The 18,444-nt window shown below is 72.7% G+C and carries 18 protein-coding genes; 4 read left to right on the forward strand and 14 right to left on the reverse strand.

Translation table 11 applies throughout. The features are described 5' to 3' along the window. From M0P34_RS04875 to M0P34_RS04890, 4 genes are all read left to right on the forward strand, one after another. Window positions 1-968: ASKHA domain-containing protein (locus tag M0P34_RS04875; RefSeq protein WP_291496957.1), on the forward strand; the 968-nt coding region annotated here is incomplete at its 5' end. A 14-nt stretch (window positions 969-982) separates the two neighbouring features. Further along, the gene (gene lipB, locus M0P34_RS04880; RefSeq protein ID WP_291496959.1) at window positions 983-1,663 is read left to right on the forward strand and encodes a lipoyl(octanoyl) transferase LipB; all 681 of its coding nucleotides are present in this window, start codon (window positions 983-985) and stop codon (window positions 1,661-1,663) included. Then, on the forward strand, window positions 1,608-2,474 hold the full coding sequence (gene lipA, locus M0P34_RS04885; protein WP_291496960.1) for a lipoyl synthase: 867 nt from the start codon (window positions 1,608-1,610) through the stop codon (window positions 2,472-2,474). The genes lipB and lipA overlap by 56 nt, the downstream gene beginning before the upstream one ends. 130 nt (window positions 2,475-2,604) lie before the next feature. Continuing rightward, the gene (locus M0P34_RS04890) at window positions 2,605-3,096 is read left to right on the forward strand and encodes a DUF2059 domain-containing protein (protein WP_291496962.1); all 492 of its coding nucleotides are present in this window, start codon (window positions 2,605-2,607) and stop codon (window positions 3,094-3,096) included. Between the two features lie 129 nt (window positions 3,097-3,225). On the opposite strand, the gene recJ is transcribed toward M0P34_RS04890, so the two are convergent. The 14 genes from recJ to M0P34_RS04960 all read right to left on the reverse strand — a co-directional run. Beyond that, window positions 3,226-4,923, reverse strand: coding sequence for a single-stranded-DNA-specific exonuclease RecJ (gene recJ, locus M0P34_RS04895; RefSeq protein ID WP_291496964.1), 1,698 nt, complete (start codon window positions 4,921-4,923; stop codon window positions 3,226-3,228). A gap of 102 nt (window positions 4,924-5,025) precedes the next feature. Beyond that, window positions 5,026-5,949 carry a tetratricopeptide repeat protein gene (locus M0P34_RS04900; protein ID WP_291496967.1) on the reverse strand — a complete coding sequence of 308 codons (924 nt, stop codon included), beginning with the start codon at window positions 5,947-5,949 and terminating at the stop codon, window positions 5,026-5,028. A gap of 4 nt (window positions 5,950-5,953) precedes the next feature. Further along, window positions 5,954-6,658 carry an orotidine-5'-phosphate decarboxylase gene (pyrF, locus tag M0P34_RS04905; protein ID WP_291496969.1) on the reverse strand — a complete coding sequence of 235 codons (705 nt, stop codon included), beginning with the start codon at window positions 6,656-6,658 and terminating at the stop codon, window positions 5,954-5,956. A gap of 8 nt (window positions 6,659-6,666) precedes the next feature. Continuing rightward, window positions 6,667-7,284, reverse strand: coding sequence for a guanylate kinase (gmk, locus tag M0P34_RS04910; protein ID WP_291496971.1), 618 nt, complete (start codon window positions 7,282-7,284; stop codon window positions 6,667-6,669). Continuing rightward, window positions 7,277-7,534 (reverse strand): DUF370 domain-containing protein, encoded by a 258-nt coding sequence (locus tag M0P34_RS04915; protein ID WP_291496973.1) that lies wholly within the window; start codon window positions 7,532-7,534, stop codon window positions 7,277-7,279. The genes gmk and M0P34_RS04915 overlap by 8 nt, the downstream gene beginning before the upstream one ends. A gap of 33 nt (window positions 7,535-7,567) precedes the next feature. After that, window positions 7,568-8,449, reverse strand: coding sequence for a YicC/YloC family endoribonuclease (locus M0P34_RS04920; protein WP_291496975.1), 882 nt, complete (start codon window positions 8,447-8,449; stop codon window positions 7,568-7,570). Then, complete coding sequence (locus M0P34_RS04925; protein WP_291496977.1) at window positions 8,443-9,813, reverse strand: MiaB/RimO family radical SAM methylthiotransferase; 1,371 nt, start codon at window positions 9,811-9,813, stop codon at window positions 8,443-8,445. The genes M0P34_RS04920 and M0P34_RS04925 overlap by 7 nt, the downstream gene beginning before the upstream one ends. Window positions 9,814-9,815: 2 nt before the next feature. Continuing rightward, window positions 9,816-10,859 (reverse strand): tRNA 2-thiouridine(34) synthase MnmA, encoded by a 1,044-nt coding sequence (gene mnmA / locus M0P34_RS04930; RefSeq protein ID WP_291496979.1) that lies wholly within the window; start codon window positions 10,857-10,859, stop codon window positions 9,816-9,818. Window positions 10,860-10,878: 19 nt separating this feature from the next. Continuing rightward, a complete protein-coding gene (gene gatA, locus M0P34_RS04935) occupies window positions 10,879-12,345 on the reverse strand; it encodes an Asp-tRNA(Asn)/Glu-tRNA(Gln) amidotransferase subunit GatA (protein ID WP_291496981.1) in 1,467 nt (488 codons plus the stop codon). 11 nt (window positions 12,346-12,356) lie between these two features. Then, the gene (gene gatC / locus M0P34_RS04940; protein WP_291496983.1) at window positions 12,357-12,641 is read right to left on the reverse strand and encodes an Asp-tRNA(Asn)/Glu-tRNA(Gln) amidotransferase subunit GatC; all 285 of its coding nucleotides are present in this window, start codon (window positions 12,639-12,641) and stop codon (window positions 12,357-12,359) included. A 35-nt stretch (window positions 12,642-12,676) separates the two neighbouring features. Next, window positions 12,677-14,782, reverse strand: coding sequence for a penicillin-binding protein activator (locus M0P34_RS04945; RefSeq protein WP_291496985.1), 2,106 nt, complete (start codon window positions 14,780-14,782; stop codon window positions 12,677-12,679). A gap of 138 nt (window positions 14,783-14,920) precedes the next feature. Beyond that, the gene (dnaK, locus tag M0P34_RS04950; RefSeq protein WP_291496987.1) at window positions 14,921-16,819 is read right to left on the reverse strand and encodes a molecular chaperone DnaK; all 1,899 of its coding nucleotides are present in this window, start codon (window positions 16,817-16,819) and stop codon (window positions 14,921-14,923) included. Between the two features lie 229 nt (window positions 16,820-17,048). Beyond that, complete coding sequence (locus tag M0P34_RS04955; RefSeq protein WP_291496989.1) at window positions 17,049-17,651, reverse strand: nucleotide exchange factor GrpE; 603 nt, start codon at window positions 17,649-17,651, stop codon at window positions 17,049-17,051. An 18-nt stretch (window positions 17,652-17,669) separates the two neighbouring features. After that, window positions 17,670-18,444, reverse strand: a 775-nt coding sequence (locus M0P34_RS04960) for an HrcA family transcriptional regulator (protein WP_291496991.1), incomplete at its 5' end; no start/stop codon positions are given.

Genomic DNA, 18,444 nt, shown 5'->3' on the forward strand with positions numbered 1-18,444 from the left:
CCATGACCAACCTGCTCCTGGGCCTGGAGGTGGACGGACTGGCCGTTGCGCCGTACCGCCTGGACTACGCGGGCGGGCGCGAGGAGCCCCTGAGCCCCGGGCTGCCCGCCGCCTATGTGCCGCCACAGCTCGCGCCCTTTGTGGGCGGCGACCTGTCCGCCGGGCTGGCGGCCCTGGCCCTTGGGGCCGCCGGGCCCGCGCCCGCCGCGCCCTTCCTGCTGGCCGACATGGGCACCAACGGCGAATTCCTGCTGGCCCTGGCGGACGGCGGGCTGCTGGCGGCCAGCGTGCCCCTGGGGCCGGCCCTGGAGGGCATCGGTCTGGCCCACGGCAACGTGGCCGGGCCGGGTGCGGTCACGCGCTTCGGCCTGAGCCCGGCGGGCCTGGGGGCCCGCACCCTGGACGGCGCCGCGCCCTCGCGTGCGGCGGGCCTCACGGGCACGGCCTACCTGTCGCTCCTGGCCCATCTGGTGCGCCTGGGGCTGGTCAACGCCCAGGGCCAGTTCCGCCCCGGGACCACGCCCCTGGGGGCGCGCCTGGCCGAGCGCATCGAGGTGCGCGGCGGCGAGCGCGTGTTTGCGCTGTTCGACGGCATGGCCCTGTCCGGGGCGGACGTGGAGGAGGTGCTCAAGGTCAAGGCGGCCTTCAACCTCGCCCTGTCGCGGCTGCTGGCCGGGGCGGGCCTGCGCCCCGGCGCCCTGGGGGCCCTGTGCCTGGCCGGGGCCCTGGGCGCCCATGTGGCCGTGGACGACCTGGAAACCCTGGGCTTCATCCCCCCGGGGCTGGGGGCGCGGGTGCGCGCCGTGGGCAACACCTCCCTGGCGGGCGCGCGCCTGCTGCTGGCCGACCCCCGGGCCCGGGCCTGGGCCGAGGCCTTGCCCGCGCGGGTGCGGGTGGTGGACTTGACGGGCGACCCGGCTTTCGGGCAGGAGTTCGTGGGCCGAATGCGTTTTTCTTTTGTTCCCTAGCCGCGGAGCCGTTGATGGAGATCATGGATCTGGGCCTTGTGCCCTACCGGCAGGCCCAGGACCGCCAGCTCGAACGCCATGCCCGGGTGCTGGCCGGGCAGGCGCCGGACACCCTGTTCCTGCTGGAGCACCCGCCGGTCATCACCCTGGGCAAGGGCGGAGGGCTGGAGAACCTGCACGCGAGCCCGGATTTCCTGGCCTCCCGGGGCATCGAGCTCGTCCCGGTCACGCGCGGGGGCAACATCACCTGCCATTTCCCCGGGCAGCTCGTGGCCTATCCCGTGTTCCGGCTGGACCGGCGGCCCGGTGGCGTGCGCAGCTTTTTCCACGACATGGAGGAGGTCGTCATCCGCGCCCTGGCGCGGGTGGGCGTCGCGGCCGGGCGCGCCCAGGGCCGCCCCGGGGTCTGGACGGCCTCGGGCAAGATATGCTCCATGGGCATCGCCGTGAAGCGCTGGGTGACCTACCACGGCCTGGCCCTCAACGTGGCCCGCGACACGGGGCTCTTCGACCTGATAACCCTGTGCGGGCTGGCCGACGCGCGGCCCGCGTCCGTACACGGCGAGCTGGATGCCCGGGGTTCCGCCCCCGGGGATCGCGGCGCCGCCCCCCATTTTCCAGACATGCAGGAGATGAAGGATGTCCTCGCCCAGGAGTTCCGCGCGGTGTTCGAGCCGCATACCCGAGTGGCTTAGGGTCAAGCTGCCCAGCGACCCGGCCTTCGCCCGCACCGGCGGCCTGTTGCGCGACCTGGGGCTGAACACCGTCTGCCAGGGCGCCAAATGCCCCAACATCTACGAGTGTTTCTCGCGCAATGTGGCCACGTTTCTGATCATGGGCCGCCATTGCACGCGTTCGTGCGCCTTTTGCAACATCGGCGCCGGGCGCGTGGAGCCCCTGGACCCCGGCGAGCCCGCCCGCGTGGCCGAGGCCGCCGCGCGCCTGGGGCTGCGCCATGTGGTGGTCACCTCCGTGACCCGCGACGACCTGCCCGACGGCGGGGCCGCGCATTTCGCGGCGACCATCGCCGCCGTGCGCGCCCGGCTGCCGCACTGCACGGTGGAGGTTCTCATCCCCGACCTGCGCGGCGACGCGGGCGCCCTGGGCACCGTTGTGGTCGCCGCGCCGCAGATCATCAACCACAACGTGGAGACCGTGCCCGAACTGTACGCCGCCATCCGGCCCCAGGCGGAGTTCGAGCGCAGCCTGGAGCTGCTGGCTCGTGTGAAGGCCGCGGGCATAACCTCCAAGAGTGGGCTCATGGTCGGCCTGGGCGAGACCGGGGCCCAGGTGCGCCGCCTGCTGGAGCGCCTGGCCGCCACCGGGGTGGATATCGTGACCATCGGCCAGTACATGCGCCCCAGCGCGGCGCACCCCGAGGTTGTGCGCTGGGTGCCCCCGGCGGAGTTCGACGCCTTCGCCGCCCTGGGGGCGGAGCTGGGCATCCCCAACGTCTACGCCGCCCCGAGGGTGCGCAGTTCGTACAACGCCGCGCGCTTCGCCTAGGCGGGGCCGCCCCGCGCAGCGTCCGTCGGTTCTCCTGCGGGCGGTTGTCGGCAGTTTCCGGAGGGACCGTATCATGATCCGCCGCCTTGCGCATGCCCTTTGCCCGGTCCGGCCTGTTCTGGCGGGGGCGGTGCTGTTTGCCGTTCTGGCCTTCCTGGGCCTGGCCCCCGGGCCGCGCGCGGCCCGGGCCGCCGCCGCCAGCCAGCAGGATCTGGCCCTCCTGGCGGAGCTCTCGGGCGGCACCCGGATGGCCTCCGAGGTGTTCGCCCTCATGCAGCGCCAGATGGTGGCGACCCTGCGCAAGCGGCACCCCGATCTGCCGGACTATGTGTTCACCACGGTCCAGGAGGAGTTCCAGCGCGAAGAGGGCGCCTTCGCCCAGGCGGTGGCCTTGGGTGTCGGCCAGGTCTGGGGCCGCTATCTGAGCGCCGAGGAGGTCCGCGAGATGATCGAGCTCTACCGGCGACCGGTGATGCGCAAGGCCGTGGGGCTCATCCCCCAGGTCATGCGCGACAGCCAGGAGCTGGGGGCCCGGATCGGTACGGACATGGCCGGGCGCGTGCTGCCCCGCGTTTTCCGGCGCCTGAAGGACGAGCACGGGCTGGACCTGCGCGGGAAGTGACACACGCAGCCGGGACCCCGGCGGGCAAGCGCCCTGCGCGGGGGGGGGCCAGACGCGGACAGGGCGGCCAAGGCCGCCCTGTCCGCGTTTGGTCGCCCGGGCCCGCGCCGCCGGGGGGCGGCCCGGCGGCTACGCCGTCTGCCAGTCCTTGAGCAGCAGCTCGATGCTGGCGGTGCCCTGGTAGCGGTCGATCTTGGGGCTGAAGGCCACGCGGATGGCCTGGCCGCGCAGGCTCTGGGGCATGTGCGCGGCCTGGCGCCAGGCTTTGGCCTGGAGGATGGTGCCGCTGGCCTGATCCATGAGCGAGAGCTTCACATGGTCCTTGCCGAAGACGCGCAGGTCGCGGACCTTCACCGGCGGCGAGGAGAACACGGGCTCCGCATTGGCCGGGCCGAAGGGTTGGAGCATCTCCAGCTCCTTGAGCAGGTCGAAGTCGATGTCGGCGAAGGGCAGTTCGGCGTCCACCAGCAGGGTCGGCGTCAGGGGCTCGGGGCCGCACTGGGCGGCCACGGCCTCATGGAAGCGCTGGCGCAGGGCGTCCAGGTTCTCGGGCGCCAGGGCCAGCCCGGCGGCCTGCTTGTGTCCGCCGAAGCGCTCCAGCAGGTCGGCGCAATCGCCAAGGCCCCGGTGCAGGTCGAATTCGCGGGTGCTGCGCCCCGACCCCTTGAGCCTGCCGTCCTCCGCGCACAGGATGAGGGTCGGCTTGTAGTGGCGCTCCACCAGCCGCGAGGCCACGATGCCCACGATGCCGGGGTGCCAGTGCGGCGCGCAGAGCACCAGCCCCAGGCGGTCCCGGAACTGTTCAGCCTGGGCCAGGGCCTCGGTGAGGATGGCGTCCTCCTGGCCCCGGCGCTTGCTGTTCAGGGTGTCCAGGCGGGCGGCCAGGGGCCGGGCCGTCTCGTAGTCCGGCGCCAGGAGCAGGTCCAGGGCGGCCTGGGCGTGGTCCATGCGCCCGGCGGCGTTGATGCGCGGGGCCAGGGCGAAACCCACCTGCCCGGCGCCCAGGGCCACACCCGGGGCGTAGCCGCTGGCCTCCTTGAGGGCCGCGATGCCCGGGCGGCGGGCCTCGGCGATGAGCAGCAACCCGTTCTTGACCAGGATGCGGTTTTGCCCCTGCAGGCGCACCACGTCGGCCACCGTGCCCAGGGCGACCAGGTCCAGCAGCGGGCGCACGTCCACGGGCTCGCCGGGCAGCAGGCGGCCCACGGCGGCCATGAGCAGGAAGGCCACGCCCACCCCGGCCAGGTCAGGGCAGGGGCAGGGGCCCAGGCGCGGGTTGACCAGCCCGTGGGCCTGGGGCGGGCCCTGCGGGCCGGGCAGGTGGTGGTCGGTGACCACCACGGTCATGCCCAGCTCCCGGGCGCGGGCGATCTCGGCGTGGCTGGTGACGCCGCAGTCCACGGTCAGCAGCAGGTCCACACCCTGGGCGGCCAGGGCCTCGATGCCTTCGCGGCTCAGGCCGTAGCCGTCCTCCACGCGGTGGGGCAGGAAATGGCGGACGGAGAAGCCCCGCCGGGCCAGGAAATCCATGACCAGGGCCGTGGCGGTCACGCCGTCCACGTCGTAGTCGCCCCAGACGCACAGGGTGCGGCCGTCCAGAAGCCCCCGGGCCAGCACCTCGGCGGCCTCGGCCAGCCCGGGCAGGGTTTCGGGCGGGCTCAGGTGGCGCAGGCCGGGGCTCAGGTACTGGTCCATTGCTTCCAGGGAATCCAGCCCGCGGCGCCAGAGCAGCCGCGCCACAAGGGGGCTGACCTCCAGGCGCTCGGCCCAGGCGGGGAGCTCGGCGGGTTCGGGGGGTGCGGGGCGGGGAGTCCAGTTCTGTTTCATGGCGCGGGGGCGGGCGGAAGCGACGCGGAGGCGGCGCGCGAGGGCGCGCTGCACCGACGGGGCCGGCGGCGTTCCCGGGCGGCGTCCGCGACGGGGCCCGGGCTAGATGTTCATGTCGTAGTTGGTCGTCGGGCTCTTCTTGGCCTTCTTGCGCGGCGCGGGCTGGGGCATGGTGGCGCCGCTGACCTGGTTGCCTTGGGCGTCCACGAGGTTCTTGTCCAGCAGGAACTTGCGGAACTGCGCGGCTTCGGCGAAGCCGGGGTTCAGCTCCAGGGCCCTGGCCAGGCTCTTGAACGCCTGGGCGAAGAGTTCCTTCTCGTAGTATGCCCGGGCCACGTTGTAGTGCAGGTGCTCGTCCTGTTCCGAGAGTTCCATTGCCCGTTCGTAGTATTCCACGGACTGTTCGTACATCTTGTTCTTGCGCAGGTTGATGCCGAACTCGTTGAACAGGTGCTTGTGCTCGGGCTCGAAGGCCGCGTCGAGCTTCACCAGGCGCTCGAAAATATCGTTGGCCCGGGTGTCGTCGCCGCGGTCGAGGTAGGTCAGCCCCAGGCCGAAGTTGGCCCGGATGTTCTCCTCGTCGATGGACAGGGCGGTGTTGAATTCCAGCTCGGCGCTGAAGGTTTCGCCCTTCTCGCGGTGCTTTTCGCCCTTGGTCACGGTGTCCGACAGCTCCTTCATCTTGGGGTAGACGGTGGAGATGTAGAACTCGGGCTCGGGGGAGAACTTTTCCAGGAAGTCCTCGGTGGGCACGCGGCGTTTGGGGCCGGAGGGCACATAGTTCATGTTCAGGGGCTGGATTTCGACGGAGCCGTCGTCCATCTGCTTGACGAACCAGAAGGATTTCTTGACCGCCTTGCGCGTGGTCGTGCCGGTGCCCACGCGCTGCACGAGCTGCGTGGAAAACACGCCGGAGATCTTCTCCTTGTGCTCGGGGGCGGGCGCGTCGGGCCTGCGGGGGCCGGGGCCGCCCACCGGGGCGCCCACGGGGGGGGTGGCGTCCTGCTTTGTTGTCTCGTCCGTCATGGGCTCACTTTACGCCGATTTGACGCATTTGTTCAAGAAGAGAAAGGGCGGCGCCGCGCGGGTCGGCCGCGCGGGTCACGGGGCGCCCGGCCACCAGGAAGTCTGCCCCGGCGGTCACGGCCCTGGCCGGGGTGACCACGCGGCGCTGGTCGTCATCGGCCCCGGCGGGGCGGATGCCGGGGGTCAGGCAGATGAACCCCGGGCCGCAAGCGGCCTTCACCGCCCCGGCTTCGTGGCCCGAGCAGACCACGCCGTGCAGCCCGGCGTCGCGCGTGGCCCGGGCCAGGTCGAGGACCAGGTCGGCCACGGTGCGCCCCGGGGCCAGGGGCAGGTCGCGTTCGTCCATGCTGGTCAGGACCGTCACGGCCAGCAGCAGCGGCGCGGTCCCGGGGGCGGCGGCCTCGTCGAGCCCCTGGCGCGCGGCCTGCATCATGCGCGCCCCGCCGCTGGCGTGGACGTTGAGCATGTCCGCCCCGGCGCCCACGGCGCTGCGCACCGCCCCGCGCACGGTGTTGGGGATGTCCAGGAACTTGAGGTCCAAAAAGACGTTGAAGCCCATGCCCTTGAGGGCCGCAAGGATCGAGGGGCCCTGGGCGGTGTAGAGTTCCAGGCCCACCTTGACCCAGGTCACGGCGCCGGTCAGGCGGGCGGCCATGTCCAGGGCGGCGGGCGCGTCGGGCAGGTCGAGGGCGACGACGAGTTCGGGCATGGCGGACCTCAGCTCCGGGGGCCGTTCAGGACCGCTTCCAGCAGCCCGGGATTCAGGGCCGGGCGCAGGCTCTCGGCCAGATACACGGCGCGCAGCCGGTCATAGGCCGCGTCCAGGTCGTCGTTGACGATCCAGTAGTCGAAGTCCGGGGCGCAGGCCAGCTCGCCGGGGGCGTTGTCCAGGCGCTTGCGGATGACGGCCTCGTCGTCGCTGGCGCGGCCCAGCAGGCGGGCGCGCAGGGCCTCCAGGGACGGCGGCATGAGGAAGACGTGGCAGCCGCCCATGCTGGCGCGCAGCTGCGCCGCGCCCTGCACGTCGATGTCGAAGAGCACGTCGCGCCCGGCGGCGAGCATGTCCGCCAGGGCCTGGCGCGGGGTGCCGTAGCGGTTGCCGTGGACTTCGGCCCACTCGGCGAAGAAGCCGGCCTCGCGGCGGCGCTGGAACTCGGCGTGGTCCAGGAAATGGTAGTCGCGCCCGTCGGTTTCGCCGGGGCGCGGGGCGCGGGTGGTGCAGGAGACGGAATAGCCCAGGCGCGGAAACTCGGCGCGCAGCCGGGCGGTCAGGGTGCTTTTGCCCGTGCCCGAGGGTGCGCAGATCACGAGCAGCAGACCCAGACGGCTATTCATCGTCGTCCTCCTGGCTGAAGCGCTGGCCGATGGTCTCGGCCTGGATGGCCGAGAGCACCACATGGTTGGAGTCCGAGACGATGATGGAGCGCGTCTTGCGGCCCTGGGTGGCGTCGATGAGCCGCCCGGCCTGGCGCGCGTCCTCGCGCAGGCGGCGCATGGGCGAGGACGAGGGGTTGACGATGGCGATGACGCGGTTGGAAACCACGAAGTTTCCGAAACCGATGTTCAGCAGCCCTGAGCTTTTCATGTCCGTTCCTTGCGGCTTGGCGCGCGGGGCGCGCTATTCGATATTTTGCACCTGCTCGCGGCACTTTTCCAGTTCGGCCTTGAAGTCGACCACGATGCGGCTGACGGCGGTGTCCTGGGCCTTGTTGCCGCAGGTGTTGATCTCGCGGAAGCACTCCTGGAGCACGAAGTCCAGGCGCTTGCCCGCGTCGGCGCCGTCCTCCAGCACCGCGCCCAGGGTCTCCAGGTGCGCGGCCAGGCGGGTCAGTTCCTCGGACACGTCGAGCTTGTCCGAGAGCACGGCGATCTCCTGGAGCAGGCGGTCCTGGTCCAGGTCGATGCGGTAGCGGTCGAGCATCTGCTGGATGCGCGCCTCCACCGCGTCGAAGCGCTCCTGCTTGACCTGCGGGGTCCGCTCGCGCAACTGGTCCAGCCACTCGCCCAGGCGGATCAGGCGGTGGGCCAGGTCCTTGCGCAGGGCGCCGCCCTCGGCCAGGCGCGATTGGTCCCAATCGTCCAGGGCCGCGCGCAGGCCGCGCTCCAGGCCCTCGGCCAGCTCGCGGGCCGGTTCGCCGCTGGTGTCGTCCCACAGGAAGCCCAGGCCCAGCAGGCGCGAGAAGTCGGGCTTGAAGGAGTATTCCATGCGCGCGGCCAGCCGGTCCACCTGCGCGAGCATGGCCTCGGCCAGGGGCATGTTGAGCTGCACGCCCAGAAGCTCGGCCCGCGAGATTTGCAGGTTCAGGGAGACGTTGACCCGCCCGCGCGAGGCCACCTCGCGCACCACGCGCTCCAGGCGCGTTTCCAGGGAGCGCACGTTGGCGGGCAGGCGCCATTTGATGTCCAGGTGGCGTCCGTTGACGCTCCTGATCTCCCAGTCCTGGGCCCAGTCCTTGTCCTGGAGGATGAAGCGGCCAAATCCGGTCATGCTTTTCAACATGGGTCGTCCTGTGGTTCGCCGCCGTCGGGGCGGGCGGATTGTGTTGTGCTGTCGGGGGCCGGGGTCACGGCCAGCCCGGCGCCACGGGCACCCGCGGGCCGGGCGCGCACCAGGTCGCGCGGGGCTGCCCCGGGGGCCGGGCGCGTCAGGCGGCAGGGCGTGAAATGCTCGCTCACGCCGCGCTCGGGGTCGCCGTATTCCAGGATCACGGACACCTCGGGCAGGGCCGCCGCGCGGCGGGCGAAAGCCCGGCCTGCGGCCTGGGCCACGGCGCGCAGGGCCGTTGCCCGCGCGGTCTTCTCCGGACCGGGCACCTGCCCGGGCATGCCCGCCGCCTCCGTTCCTGGCCTGGGAGAATACGGGAAAACGTGCGCATAGGAAAGGGGGAGCATGGCGCAGGCAGCAAGCGTCTGGCGGAACTCCTCGTCCGTTTCGCCCGGAAATCCGGTCAGGATGTCCGCTCCCAGCCCGAAAAGAGGCCAGACGGCGCCAAGGTCGGCCACGGCCCGGGCCACGCCCTCGGGGCCGTAGTGGCCCCGGCCCATGCGCCGCAGCACGGCCGGGGCCAGGCTTTGCAGCGACAGGTGCAGATGCGGGCAGACCAGCCGCGCGGCACCCAGGGTGTCCAGGGCCTTGGGCCCCAGCTGCGACGGGTCCAGGGAGCTCAGGCGCAGCCGCGCGCGTCCGGCCCAGCGCGGGGCCAGGGCGGCGTCCACCTCCGCCAGCAGATCCCAGAAATCGCGGCCCTGACCCAGGCCGTACTGGCGCAGGTTGATCCCCGAAAGCACGGCCTCGCGCCAGCCCGCGGCAAACAGGGCCTGGACCTCGGCGGCCACGGCTCCGGGCTCGCGGCTCACCGGGCCGCCGCGCGTGAGCGGCACGATGCAGTAGGCGCAGCGCTGGGAGCAGCCGTCCTGGACCATGACCACCGCCCGCGCCCGGGCCGCCCCGCGCACGGCAAAGGGCGGGAAGCTCCGGGGCGCCGGGCCTGGGGGCGCCCCGGGCCCGGCCGGGAGCGCCCCGGCGGGGGGCGGCCCGGCCAGGAGCTCGGCCTTGCGCGCCTGGGGCACCGCCACGAGCCCCGGGAAGCTCCGGGCCAGCTCCGGCCCGTGGTCCCTGGCCGCGCAGCCCGTGAGCACCAGCCGGGCCCCGGGGTTTTGACGCGCGAGCCTGCGCAGGGCCGCGCGCAGCCCGGCCACGGCCTTGGCCGTCACCGCGCAGGAGTTGACCAGGATCACCCCGGCCCGGGCCGGATCGTCGGTTTCGGCCAGGCCGTGGGCGGCCCACGCCTCGCGCAGGGCCTGGGTTTCGTACTGGTTGATGCGGCAGCCCAGGGTCAGGCAGTGGAAGCGCCGGGCGGGCATGGTCAGGCGATGACCCCGCCCGCCAGCACGGCGTCGTCCGGCCCGTAGACCACGGCCACCTGGCCCGGGGCGGGCAGGGACTGGGGGGCCAGGAAGGTCAGGGTCAGGCCCTGCGCGCCGTGCTCCACGCGCACGGGCTTGGCCCGCTGGCGGTAGCGCGTCTGGGCCGCCAGGGCCGCAGGCCACTCCTGGGGCGGCACGAGGAGGTTGGCTCCGCGCGTGGCGCAGCCCCGGGCCTCCAGCAGCGGGCGCGGCCCCACGACCAGGGTGTTGGCGGCCATGTCCTTGGCCACGACGTAGAGCGGCTCGCTGTGGGCCACGCCGATGCCGCGCCGCTGGCCCAGGGTGTAGCGCCACAGGCCCTGGTGGCGTCCGACGCGGGTGCCGTCGGGCAGCCTGATGGGCCCCGGGCCGGGCAGCCCGACCCCGGCCCGCGCGGCGGCCCCGGGCAAAAAGGCGCAGTGGTCGTCGCCGGGGATGAAGCAGATGTCCTGGCTCTCCGCGCCCTGGGCCGGGGCCAGCCCGCGCGCGGCCAGCCCGGCGCGCACGCGCTCCTTGGTCCAGGAGCCCAGGGGCAGCACGGCCAGGGCCAGGCGTTCCCGGGGCACCAGGGCCAGGAAGTAGCTCTGGTCCTTGCCTGGGTCGGCCCCGCGCAGCAGGCGCATGGCCGCGCCCCGGCCTTCCAGGCGCGCGTAGTGTCCTGTGGCCAGGGCCTCGGCGCCGTGCCGGCGCGCGGCGTCCAGGAGCAGGCCGAACTTCATGGCCGGGTTGCAGCGGGCGCAGGGATTGGGGGTCAGGCCCGCCGCGTGGTCGCGCGCGAAGGGGTCCACCACCAGCCGCCGGAAGGCGTCTGTCAGGTCCACCTCGTGCAGGGGCACGCCCAGGGCGCGGCAGGTGGCGGCCAGGGCGCGCGCGGCCTCGCGGCGCGCGGGGTCCGGCGGCAGGAAATGGCCGTGCACGGCCAGCACCCGCTCCCCGGCCTCGCGCAGCAGGGCCAGGGCGAAGGTGCTGTCCGTGCCGCCGCTGACGGCCACCGCGATGGTCATGGGCCGCGCCCTCCGGCGCCTAGAGGCCCGCCGGGGCGGGCAGGGGGCCCAGGGCGCGCTCCAGCACTCCCGCCACGGCCAGGAGCCGGGCCTCGCCGAAGGCCGGGCCCAGCAGTTGCAGGCCCACGGGCAGGCCGCTGTCCGCGCCCAGGCCCACGGGCAGGCTCAGGCCCGGCAGCCCCGCGAGGTTCAGGCTGATGGTGAAGATGTCCATGAGGTACATCTGCACGGGGTCGGCGTCCATGGCGCCCAGGGGCCACGCCGTCACCGGCGACACGGGGCCGCACAGCACGTCGCAGCGCTTCAGGGCCTCGGCGAAGTCCTGGCGGATCAGGCGGCGGACCTGGGCGGCCTTGCGGTAGTAGGCGTCGTAGTAGCCCGCCGAGAGGACGTAGGTGCCGATCATGATCCGCCGCTGGACCTCCTCGCCGAAGCCCCGGCTGCGCGAGCGGACGTACATGTCCAGCAGCTCGCGGGCGTCCTTGTCGCGCAGGCCGTAGCGCACGCCGTCGAAGCGCGCGAGGTTCGAGCTGGCCTCGGCCATGGCGATGATATAGTAGGCCGCCACGGCGTAGGGCGTGTGCGGCAACTCCACGGGCACCAGGGTCGCGCCCCGGGCGGCGGCGGCGTCCAGGGCGGCGCGGCAGGCGGCCTCCACCTCGGGGGCCAGGCCCTGGCCCCAGTATTCGCGGGGCACGCCGATGCGCAGCCCGGCCAGGTCTTCGCACGCGGCCAGGGCCGCCGGGGTGTCGGGCAGCGCGGCGTCCACGCAGGTGGAGTCCTGGGGGTCGAACCCGGCGATGGCCTGGAAGAGCAGGGCCGTGTCCTGCACGGTGCGGGCCATGGGGCCGATCTGGTCCAGGCTCGACCCGTAGGCCACGCAGCCCCAGCGCGACACCCGGCCATAGGTGGGCTTGAGGCCCACGCAGCCGCAGAACGAGGCGGGCTGGCGGATGGAGCCGCCGGTGTCCGTGCCCAGGGCGCCGAAACACTGGCCGGCGGCCACGGCCGCCGCCGAGCCGCCGCTGGACCCGCCGGGCACGCGCGTGGTGTCCCAGGGGTTGGCCGTGGGGCCGAAGGCGGATTTCTCGGTGCTCGAACCCATGGCGAATTCGTCCATGTTGGTCTTGCCGACGATGACCGCCCCGGCCTCGCGCAGCCTGCGGACCACGAAGGCGTCGTAGCAGGGCTCGAAATGCTCCAGGATGCGCGAGCCGCAGGTGGTGGGCATGCCCTTGACGGCGATGACGTCCTTCACCGCGACGGGCACGCCCCACAGGGGCCGCGCGGGATCGGGGCCCCGGGCGTCCAGGGCGCGGGCCTCGGCCAGGGCCCGCTCGCCAGCCACGGTGACAAAGGCGCGGACCTTGGGCTCCACGGCGGCGATGCGCTCCAGGGTGGCGGCGGTGGCCTCCCCGGCGCCGATCTTTCCGGCGGCCAGGGCCTCGCGCAGCCCGGCCAGGGTCATGGTGTGCAGGTCGGACATGGTTTCCTCGGCTAGACGATCTTGGGGACGACGAAGTGGGCGCCGTCGGTTTCCGGGGCCGAGGCCAGCAGCTCCTCGCGGGAGTGGCGGCTCTCGGCCTTGTCCTCGCGCAGGCGGGTGGGGCCGTCCACGGGGGAGTAGAGCGGCTCCACGCCCTCGGTGTCCACCTGGGCCAGCAGGTCCATGTAGTCGAGGATGCCGTTGAACTGCGCGGCGAAGGTGTCCAGCCGGTCCTGGTCGATGCCCAGGCGGGCCAGGGCGGCGATGCGCGCGACCTCTTGGGGGCTGACTTTCATGGGTGTCTCCTTGGGGCGGCCCGGCCGGGGCCGGATCACTGCGCGTCCCGCTCCTGGAGCAGGTCGTGCAGGCGCTGATTCACTTGCTGGTTCTCGGGGTCGGCCTTCTGCATCCGGCGCAGGGCCTCGATCTCGTTTTTTCGGCGCAGGGAGCTGGCGCGCTCGTCGTGGCGCACGCGCACGCGCTCCAGGCGCGCGGCGAGCTGCGCGGGGTCCACGGGGGCGGCGCCGCCCGGGGCGGGCTGGAAGAGAAACAGCTCCTGGCTGGCCAGCCCGGCCTCGTCCCAGCGCATGGGCGCCATGCTCCAGGGCACCTCGGCGGCCCCGGCCAGGGCGTCGTTGACCATGCGCGGCGTCCAGGAGGCGGGCAGGGGCGCCACGACCTGGGCCAGCTGGATGAAGTCGTGGCCCAGGGCGACCCACAGGTCGGGCGCGCCCAGGCCGTCGGCGCGCATGGCCTCGCGCAGGGCCTGTGCGCCGGGGGCCGGGTTGTCGGCCCACCACGCGCCGGGAAACACGGCCAGCCGGAAATAGTTCAGCTCCACGCCGGGGTCCTGCTCCAGGCCCTGGGCCCACAGGGCCGGGCCGAGCAGCAGCAGCCGGTCCTCGTCATAGAAGAAGAACTGCGGGGCCAGCACCCGGGCCTGGGCCCAGCCGTCGGGCAGGAACACGGCCCGGAAGCCCGGGTCGGGCGGCAGGCGGCCATCCTTGTGCGCGCGGGGGTCCACGCCGAGCAGGGCGGCCACGGCCGCGCCCCAGCGCGTGGGGTCTGCGCCGGGGTAGGTGCCCGTGGCCGTGATCTCGGCCTGCCGGGCGGCGGCCTCCTGGGCGAATGCCTGGACGTAGCGCTGGCCGAAGGCCTCGTCGGGCGCCAGCACCGCGTGCCTGCGGATGCCCAGCGTCCCGGCGGACAGGTTGGCCAGGGCCCGGACCTGGTCCTCCACGCTGCTGAAGAGGCGCCAGGCGTCCCGGCCTTCCTGGGCGCCCTCCAGGCGCGGCAGGAAGGCGAACACCGGGCGGCGGCCCAGCAGGGCGCGCCCGCGCAGCTCGTGCAGGCGGTCGAGCTGCAACGGCCCGCCCATGAGGGCGCAGTCGTCCGGCAGGGCGGCGACCTCGTCCAGCCAGCCCGGGGCGTCGGTGTTGATGACCTGCACGTTCATCTGCCCGCCGTGGGCCAGCAGGTCCCACTGGGCCGCGCCCGCGCCGCGCAGCACCTTCCAGCCGATCTCGGCGAAGGGCCCCGACAGGGGCAGGGCCAGGGCCACGCCGCCCGAAGGCATGCCGAAGCGCGAGCGCAGCGGGGTCAGCACCCCGCCCACCAGGGTCTTGTCGGCCACCTCGCCCTTGCGCGAGATGCCCGAGAGGATGTGCCAGGCGGTGGGCCAGTTCTTTTCCTGGAGGCCCAGGCGCCGGGCCTGCTCCAGGCGGATGATGGTGTAGGGGAAGTTCCATTGCGACTGCACGGGCGTCAGGCGCACCAGGTCGGCCAGGGTGGCGTCGTCCAGCCCCTGGAGCTCGGCCAGCAGCCCGGCCTCGAACTGCCCGCGCGGCACGGGCGAGGGCTCGGGGGAGTCGGCGTATAGCCGCTCCAGCACGCGCATGGCGTCTTCGTAGCGCCGCTCGGCCCACAGGTCGCGGGCCACGGAGAGCCCGGCGCGCAGGCGCAGGTCCCACGGGCGGGCGGCGTCGTGCAGGAGCCCGTGCAGATGTGCCCGGGCCTGCTCCGGCTGGCCGGAGCGCACCAGGGCCTCGATGAGGGCGCGGTTGTAGTCCCAGCCGTCGGCGGCCCGGGGGTGCAGGCGCACGAGGCTGCGCAGGGCCTGGAGCGCGGTGTCCGGCTGGCCCTGGGCCAGGGCGCTGTCGGCCAGGCGCTGCCAGGCCAGGGCCTCGCTCTCAGGGGCCAGGCCGCCGCGCTCCAGCAGGCGGGAGTAGAGGGTCTGGCTGGTGGCGTGGTCGCCAGCCTCGAAGGCCTGTGCGGCGCGGGCCTCCACGTCGCGGACCGGGACGCCGGACTGGGCGTCGGGGGTGCGGGCCAGGGGCGGCTTGGCCACGCAGCCCGCCAGCAGGGCCAGGGCCAGCAGCAGGCCGCACAGGGCGGCGCGGGGCAGGGGGCGCGAGGCCCGGGGGGTGTCGGGTGTCATGGCTTCATGGGCGTCGGGCGGCCAGGCCGCCCGGTTGAGGATGCGGAAAACGGAAAATGGCCTGCCCGCCGTGGCGGCGGACAGGCCAAGCTATCCATGTTCCGGGTCAAAGGCAAGCCCGCCGGGCGCGCCGGGGGCTCAGACCTCCTTGTAGTCCGCGTCCACCACGTCGTCGTCGTCCTTCTTGCGCCCGGCCTGCTGCTCGGGGCCGGCGGCCTGCTCGGCGCCGGGCTGGGCCTGCTGCTGGTAGAGCTTCTCGGCCAGCTTGTGCGAGGCCTGGGCCAGCTCGCCGGTGGCCTTCTCGATGGTGTCGGCGTCGCCGCTGTCCATGACGCCCTTGAGGGCCTCCACCTTGGCCTCGATGTCCGCCTTGGTCGCGGCGTCGAGCTTGTCGCCCAGGTCGCGGATGGACTTCTCGGTGGTGTAGATCAGCGTGTCGGCCTGGTTGCGGACCTCGATGAGCTTCTGCTTCTTCTTGTCCTCGTCGGCGTGGGCCTCGGCTTCCTTGACCAGCCGCTGGATGTCGGCGTCGGACAGCCCCGAGGAGGCAGTGATGCGGATGGACTGCTCCTTGCCGGTGCCCATGTCCTTGGCCGAGACGTTGACGATGCCGTTGGCGTCGATGTCGAAGCTGACCTCGACCTGCGGCACGCCGCGCGGCGCCGGGGGGATGCCCGTCAGCTCGAAGCGGCCCAGGGTCATGTTGTCCGAGGCCATGGGGCGCTCGCCCTGCAGGACGTGGATGGACACGCTGGGCTGGTTGTCCGCCGCGGTGGTGAACACCTGGCTCTTGCGCGTGGGGATGGTCGTGTTGCGCTCGATGAGCCTGGTGAACACGCCGCCCAGGGTCTCGATGCCCAGGGAGAGCGGGGTCACGTCGAGGAGCAGCACGTCTTTCACGTCGCCCGCCAGGATGCCGCCCTGGATGGAGGCGCCCATGGCCACCACCTCGTCGGGGTTCACCGAGCGGTTGGGCTCCTTGCCGAAGAGTTGGGCCACCTTCTGCTGCACCAGGGGCATGCGCGTCATGCCGCCCACAAGGACGACCTCGTCGATGTCCGCGGCGGAGAGCCCGGCGTCGGCCAGGGCCTTGCGGCAGGGCGCCACGGTGCGCTCCACCAGGTCCTCCACCAGCTTTTCCAGCTTGCCGCGCGAAATCTTGACCAGCATGTGCTTGGGGCCGGTCTGGTCGGCGGTGATGAAGGGCAGGTTGACCTCGGTCTCCTGCGCGGTGGACAGTTCCTTCTTGGCCTTTTCGGCGGCCTCCTTGAGGCGCTGCAGGGCCATGCGGTCGGCGGACAGGTCGATGCCGTTCTCGCGCTTGAACTCGCCGACGAGGTAGTCGATGACGCGGTGGTCGAAGTCCTCGCCGCCCAGGAAGGTGTCGCCGTTGGTGGCGCGCACCTCGACGACGTTGTCGCCCACCTCGAGGATGGAGATGTCGAAGGTGCCGCCGCCCAGGTCGAACACGGCGATCTTCTCGTTGGCCTTCTTGTCGAAGCCGTAGGCCAGCGAGGCCGCCGTGGGCTCGTTGATGATGCGCTTCACGTCCAGGCCGGCGATGCGTCCGGCGTCCTTGGTGGCCTGGCGCTGGGAGTCGTTGAAGTAGGCCGGGACGGTGATCACCGCCTCGGTGACCTTCTCGCCCAGGTATGCCTCGGCGTCGGCCTTGAGCTTTTGCAGGATCATGGCCGAGATTTCCGCCGGGCTGTAGGCCTTGCCCGCGATTTCGACGTAGGTGTCGCCGTTGGAGTGCTTCACCAGCCTGTAGGGGCACGAGCCCTGCCATTTGGCGATTTCGGGCTCGTCGAAGCTGCGGCCCATGAGCCGCTTGATGGCGAAGACGGTCTTCTCCGGGTTGGTCACGGCCTGGCGCTTGGCCAGGTCGCCGACCAGGCGCTCCTTGTCCGTGAAGGCCACGATGGACGGCGTGGTGCGGCCGCCCTCGGGGTTGGTGATGCACTTGGGGTCCTTGCCCTCCATGACGTAGACGCAGGAGTTGGTGGTCCCGAGGTCGATGCCGATGATCTTGCCCATGCGTGCTCCTCCTGAATGCGAAAAATATCGTTTGGTCAATCGAAAGCGCGGCTGTGGGCCGCGCCGCTGTGTGCTGGCTTGGATGTAAGTCCGTGGCCGGGGTTGTAAAGGGGGGTGTGCAGCATTTTTCACGTCCTGGTGCTGGCCGGCGGCCGGGGCGCGGACGCGGAAAAGGCCGGGCGCCCCGCGGGGCGCCCGGCCGCAAAAGGGGGCGGGGCGGGCGCGCGGCCTATCGTCCGGCGTTGACCATGACCTTGGCCGGGCGCAGCAGGCGGCCGTTCAGCAGGTAGCCGCGCTGGAGCACGCGGGTGACCGCGCCCGGGGGCAGGTCGTCGCGCTGGTCCTGACCCACGGCCTCGTGCAGCTCGGGGGTGAACTCGGCCCCGGCCTCGCCCACGGGGGCGAGCCCGTTGCCCGCCAGGGCGTCGAGCAGGGCCTTGCGGGTCATGTCCACGCCCTGGACGAAGCCCTTGGCCGCGGCGTCCCGGGGGGCGTGTTCCAGGGCGAGGTCCAGGTTGTCCAGGGCGGGCAGCAGGTCGGCCAGGACCTTCTCGGAGGCGTACTTGCGGTACTCCTCCTTTTCCCGTTCCAGGCGTTTGCGGGTGTTGTCCAGCTCGGCCAGGGCGCGCAGGCGGTCGTCCTCGGCCTGCGCGCCCACGGGGCAGGCCGGGCAGAGCCGTTCGCGGCACAGGGCCTGGAGTTCGTCGTCGGTGAGTTCCAGTTCCACGGGCGTTGTCGTCTCCTCTGTCGCGGCGGCGTGCGCCGCCTCGGCGGCCCCGCCGGGGGCGTCGTCCACGCCCGGGGCGCGATCCTGTCTGCTGTCCTTGGTCATTCGCGGGAATCCTTCGGTTCAGTATCGGGTTTCGAGCAGTTCGGTGAGCATGCGCGCGGTGAAGTCCACGACGGGCACGACCTTGGCATAGTCCATGCGCAGGGGGCCGATGACGCCGATGACGCCGCGCGGGGCGCCCGGCCCGCCGTAGGGCGCGGACACGAGGCCGTAGTCCCCGGCGCCGGGCTCGGCGGCGGCCACGCCGATGCGTGGCCCTGCGGCCTCCATTGTGCGCTCCAGCAGTTCCAGCAGGCGTTTCTTGTCGTCGAGCATGTGCAGGAGCTCGCGCATGGCCTGCACGTCGGAAAATTCGGGCTGCCCGAGCAGATGCAGGGCGCCGTCGCAGAACAGGTCGCGCTCGCCCTCGGCGGCGAAGGCGTCGCGGGCCAGCGCCAGGGCGCGGGTGTAGAGCCGCAGGCGCCTGCGGGCGCTGCCCAGCTCGGCCAGGATGCGCGCCCGGGCCTGGGACAGGGTCTGCCCCGCGTAGTGGTGGTTCAGGTAGTTGCCGTAGGCCGTGAGGTCGTCGCGTGAGATGGCGTCGTCGACCTCCACCAGCCGGTTCTGGACCATGCCGCCCTCGAGCACCAGCACGGCCAGGGCCGTGCGCTGGCGCACGAGCACGAAGTCGATGCTCTTCCAGCGCACGTCGTTGCCCCCCGGCGCCAGGACCATGCCCATCTGGCGCGCGTGGTCCGAGAGCAGCCGCGAGCAGTGGCGCAGCACCGAGGTCAGCTCTGCGCCCGCGTTGCCCAGTGCGTCGCGGATGTGGCGCTGCTCGCTGTCGGGCAGGGCG

It is taken from the genome of Desulfocurvus sp. (genome assembly GCF_023230885.1).
GTDB lineage: Bacteria > Desulfobacterota > Desulfovibrionia > Desulfovibrionales > Desulfovibrionaceae > Desulfocurvus.

Bases quoted from the DNA above. Each gene is read 5' to 3' on its own strand.
- lipB (WP_291496959.1), top strand. From the start codon at position 983: ATGGAGATCATGGATCTGGGCCTTGTGCCCTACCGGCAGGCCCAGGAC.
- lipA (WP_291496960.1), top strand. From the start codon at position 1,608: ATGTCCTCGCCCAGGAGTTCCGCGCGGTGTTCGAGCCGCATACCCGAG.
- recJ (WP_291496964.1), bottom strand. From the start codon at position 4,923: ATGAAACAGAACTGGACTCCCCGCCCCGCACCCCCCGAACCCGCCGAG.
- M0P34_RS04900 (WP_291496967.1), bottom strand. From the start codon at position 5,949: ATGACGGACGAGACAACAAAGCAGGACGCCACCCCCCCCGTGGGCGCC.
- pyrF (WP_291496969.1), bottom strand. From the start codon at position 6,658: ATGCCCGAACTCGTCGTCGCCCTCGACCTGCCCGACGCGCCCGCCGCC.
- gmk (WP_291496971.1), bottom strand. From the start codon at position 7,284: ATGAATAGCCGTCTGGGTCTGCTGCTCGTGATCTGCGCACCCTCGGGC.
- M0P34_RS04915 (WP_291496973.1), bottom strand. From the start codon at position 7,534: ATGAAAAGCTCAGGGCTGCTGAACATCGGTTTCGGAAACTTCGTGGTT.
- M0P34_RS04920 (WP_291496975.1), bottom strand. From the start codon at position 8,449: ATGTTGAAAAGCATGACCGGATTTGGCCGCTTCATCCTCCAGGACAAG.
- M0P34_RS04925 (WP_291496977.1), bottom strand. From the start codon at position 9,813: ATGCCCGCCCGGCGCTTCCACTGCCTGACCCTGGGCTGCCGCATCAAC.
- mnmA (WP_291496979.1), bottom strand. From the start codon at position 10,859: ATGACCATCGCGGTGGCCGTCAGCGGCGGCACGGACAGCACCTTCGCC.
- gatA (WP_291496981.1), bottom strand. From the start codon at position 12,345: ATGTCCGACCTGCACACCATGACCCTGGCCGGGCTGCGCGAGGCCCTG.
- gatC (WP_291496983.1), bottom strand. From the start codon at position 12,641: ATGAAAGTCAGCCCCCAAGAGGTCGCGCGCATCGCCGCCCTGGCCCGC.
- M0P34_RS04945 (WP_291496985.1), bottom strand. From the start codon at position 14,782: ATGACACCCGACACCCCCCGGGCCTCGCGCCCCCTGCCCCGCGCCGCC.
- dnaK (WP_291496987.1), bottom strand. From the start codon at position 16,819: ATGGGCAAGATCATCGGCATCGACCTCGGGACCACCAACTCCTGCGTC.
- M0P34_RS04955 (WP_291496989.1), bottom strand. From the start codon at position 17,651: ATGACCAAGGACAGCAGACAGGATCGCGCCCCGGGCGTGGACGACGCC.